Here is a 3,658-nt window from a genome sequence, read left to right on the forward strand (position 1 = left end):
GGCGGGGGCCGAAGGCGGCCATTTCGTCCGCAGCGCAGGCGGCCGCGCCTTCGCCGCCGCCCTCGGCGGCCTCCTGGTACGCGGCCAAGGCACCCTATATGAGCAAATCGTCGCGAACCTTTACGACGTACCCGGTCTCGACCTCCACCGCGCGGCCGGCGGGTGGCCGTCCTGCGTTCCAGCGGCAGATGGGGGTCCATCCCGATGGCAGCGACGCCGCAGCGGGCAACGCGGTCATCGACGAGCTCGCGGACATTTCAGCCATGCGGAACTGGAGGGCCCCACCCCTCAAGCAGTATCCGTCCCCTGCCTACACCACCGGGCACCTCCCGAGCGGCGACGGCGCACGCAGGCTGGTGGACGTGGAGGGGCATCTGTCAGTGATGGAGGCCATGGTGCCCAGCCAGCCCAACTGGATCCAACGCCAGATCCGCAGCTTCAGGAGTGCATGGAGCAACTGGAGGGATCGGCCGCCGAGCTATGCGAGTGCAACGGCTCCGCCGAGCTACAAGTCCCTCTTCGGCGGGTGATCCTGAACAGTCCTGCCCGCTCCGACACGGTCCGGGAGGCCCGTAGCCGTTGCACCAGCGCGGTGCAACGGCTATCATCCACGGCTTAGCGGACTACCTGACAGGACCCATTCCCCGGAATGCGGACCGTCCCGCGACCGGCTTCCGGGCCGTGCGACTTCCCACCAGGTAGTCGTGACCCCCCGGAAGGCTGGCCATCCAGCATGACCGGAGTCGTTCCGGACTAGGGGCCCAGCGGGCCCTTTGTTGTTTCCGGGCCCCAGGGCGCAAGCCGGGGCAGCACCTCTTTCAATGAATCAAGGCAGACTGTGAGCGACAAGGCAACTGAAATCGCGAATCTGCTCGCCCCCACCGTTCAGTCGCTGGGTCTCGAGCTGCTGGGTGTGGAGTACCTGACCGCCCCGGGCGGCGCAACCCTGCGCCTGTACATCGACGTGCCGCTGGCCGAGCAGCCCGCGCGCGTCGTCAACATCGACGACTGCGAGCGCGTGAGCCGCGAAGTGTCGGCCCAGCTGGACGTGGAAGACCCGATCACCGCCAATTACACCCTGGAAGTGTCCTCGCCGGGCGTGGACCGCCCGCTGTTCACCTTCGAGCACTTCGAACGTGCCGTCGGCGAATCCGCCAAGGTCACCCTGAAGCTGCCGCAGGACGGCCGTCGTCGCCTGCAGGGCGAAATCCTCGGCGTCGATGCCGAACAGAACACGGTCACTTTCAAGGTCGACAATTCACCGTTCACCGCCGACGTCGAGAATATCGAGAAGGCACGCATCATGCCGGACTGGGCCGCCCTTGGCCTGGCTCCGACCAAACCGACTGGCCCGGCACCCAAGCAGGGTGGCAAGGCGAACAAGAAACCATCCAACGAGCCGGCGGCCAAGAAGCCGCGCGCGGAGTGAGCCAACAATGAGCAAGGAACTTTTGCTGGTAGTGGACGCGGTCGCCAATGAAAAGGGCGTTCCGCGTGAAGTGATCTTCGAGGCCATCGAGGCTGCCCTGGCCTCGGCCGCGAAGAAGCGCTACCCCGATGAGGAAGTGCTGGCCCGTGTGTCGATCGACCACAAGGACGGCACCTACGAAACCTTCCGCCGCTGGGAAGTGGTGGCCGATGACGTGGTCATGGAATCGCCGGATCGCCAGGTGCGCCTGATGGACGCCATCGACGAAGCCGACGGCGTGGAAGTGGGCGACTACATCGAAGAACAGATCGAAAACCCGGACTTCGGCCGCATCGCGGCGCAGGCCGCCAAGCAGGTGATCGTCCAGCGCGTGCGCGAGGCCGAACGCCAGCAGGTGGTCGATGCGTGGAAGGACCGCGTGGGCGAGCTGGTCACCGGCGTGGTCAAGCGCGCCGAGCGCGGCAACATCTACGTGGACCTGGGCGGCAACGCCGAAGCCTTCATTCCGAAGGACAAGGGCATCCCGCGCGACGTGCTGCGCGCCGGCGACCGCGTGCGCGGTTACCTGGCCGAAGTGCGTTCGGAACCGCGCGGCCCGCAGCTGTTCATCAGCCGCGCCGCGCCGGAATTCATGATCGAGCTGTTCAAGCTGGAAGTGCCGGAAGTGGGCCAGGGCCTGGTCGAAATCAAGGCCTGCGCACGCGACCCGGGCGACCGCGCCAAGATCGCCGTGCTCGCCCACGACGCGCGCACCGATCCGATCGGCGCCTGCATCGGCATGCGCGGTTCGCGCGTGCAGGCCGTGTCCAACGAGCTCAATGGCGAGCGCGTGGACATCGTGCTGTGGAACGACAACCCCGCCAACTTCGTCATCAATGCGATGGCGCCGGCGGAAGTGCAGTCGATCATCGTCGATGAAGACAAGCACTCGATGGACCTGGCCGTGGCCGAAGAGCGCCTGGCCCAGGCGATCGGCAAGGGCGGCCAGAACGTGCGCCTGGCCAGCCGCCTGACCGGTTGGCAGCTGAATGTGATGACCCAGGACCAGGTGACCGCCAAGTCCGAGGCAGAGCAGGGCGTTGCCCGCCAGCTGTTCATGGACAAGCTGGAAGTGGATGAAGAAATCGCCGCCATCCTGGTGACCGAAGGCTTCAACACCGTGGAAGAAATCGCCTACGTCCCGGTCGGCGAACTGCTGGCCGTGGAAGGCTTCGACGAAGACATCGTCGAAGAGCTGCGTGCCCGTGCCCGCGACGCGCTGCTCAACGAAGCGCTTGCGGTGGAAGAGGGTCTGGAAGATGGTTCGCCGTCCGAAGACCTGCTCGCCCTAGAAGGCATGGACGAGGCGACCGCCTACGCCCTGGCCGGCCATGGCGTGCGTACGAGTGAGGACCTGTCGGACCTGGCCGCCGATGAGATCCTCGAGTTCGGTATCGAGGACATGGACCAGGAGCGCGCCGCCGCCCTGATCCTTGCCGCCCGAGCCGAGGAGATCGCCCGCCTGGAGCGCGGCGAATGAGCCAGCGATGAACAGTGCCCTGACCCGATCAGGGCTTAGACTCCGCGCTGCCTTCGCCCGTTTCGGAGGAGCGCCAACCAGATCATAGGATCCGAATGTCGCAGCAAACCACCATCCGCAAGCTTGCCGAACTGGTCAATACCCCGGTCGAAAAACTGCTTGAACAGCTTGCCGAGGCCGGCATGAAGTTCAGCGGTCCCGACCAGGTCGTGACCAGCACCGAGAAGGTGAAGCTCCTGGGCTTCCTTCGTCGTTCGCACGGCAAGACCGAGCAGCCCGTCGAAAGCGCCGACGAAGCTGCAAAGAAGATCACCCTCAACCGTCGCAAGTTGCAGGAAGTGACCGTCAGCGCCGGCCGCAGCAAGACCACCGTCAATGTTGAAGTGCGCCAGAAGCGCACCTACACCAAGGACGCCAGTGGCAAGGCGATGACGCCGGATGAGGAGCGCGCCGACATCCTGCGCAAGCTGGAGGAATCCCGCCAGCGCAACCTGGACGAGCAGCGCGCACTGGCCGAGAAGGACCGTGCGCGTGACGAGGAAATCGCACGCAAGCGCCAGGAAGAGATCGACGCCAAGGAACGCGCCGAAGCCGAGCGCAAGGCGGCTGAAGCCGCTGCCGAAGCCGCGAAGAACGCGCCGCCGGAACCGGTGGCTGCGGCACGTCCGGCTGCCAGCGAAGCACCGGCCCGCGCCGCCGCGCGTCCGTCC

Annotated in this window: 4 protein-coding genes; all 4 read left to right on the forward strand. The window is 66.1% G+C overall.

Annotated features, from left to right (window positions below; genetic code table 11):
• A partial coding sequence (locus RWO33_RS19665) for a hypothetical protein (protein WP_314107092.1) occupies nucleotides 1–530 on the forward strand: 530 nt, incomplete at its 5' end.
• A 308-nt stretch (nucleotides 531–838) separates the two neighbouring features.
• Entirely contained in the window at nucleotides 839–1,429 is a 591-nt protein-coding gene (gene rimP, locus RWO33_RS19670; RefSeq protein ID WP_314107094.1) for a ribosome maturation factor RimP, read from the forward strand.
• Nucleotides 1,430–1,436: 7 nt separating this feature from the next.
• The gene (nusA, locus tag RWO33_RS19675) at nucleotides 1,437–2,948 is read left to right on the forward strand and encodes a transcription termination factor NusA (protein WP_145479935.1); all 1,512 of its coding nucleotides are present in this window, start codon (nucleotides 1,437–1,439) and stop codon (nucleotides 2,946–2,948) included.
• A gap of 95 nt (nucleotides 2,949–3,043) precedes the next feature.
• The coding region (locus tag RWO33_RS19680) for a translation initiation factor IF-2 associated domain-containing protein (protein ID WP_314107095.1) at nucleotides 3,044–3,658 on the forward strand (615 nt) is incomplete at its 3' end.

The sequence above is a fragment of the uncultured Stenotrophomonas sp. genome (assembly GCF_963519925.1).
GTDB classification, from domain to species: domain Bacteria; phylum Pseudomonadota; class Gammaproteobacteria; order Xanthomonadales; family Xanthomonadaceae; genus Stenotrophomonas; species Stenotrophomonas maltophilia_AE.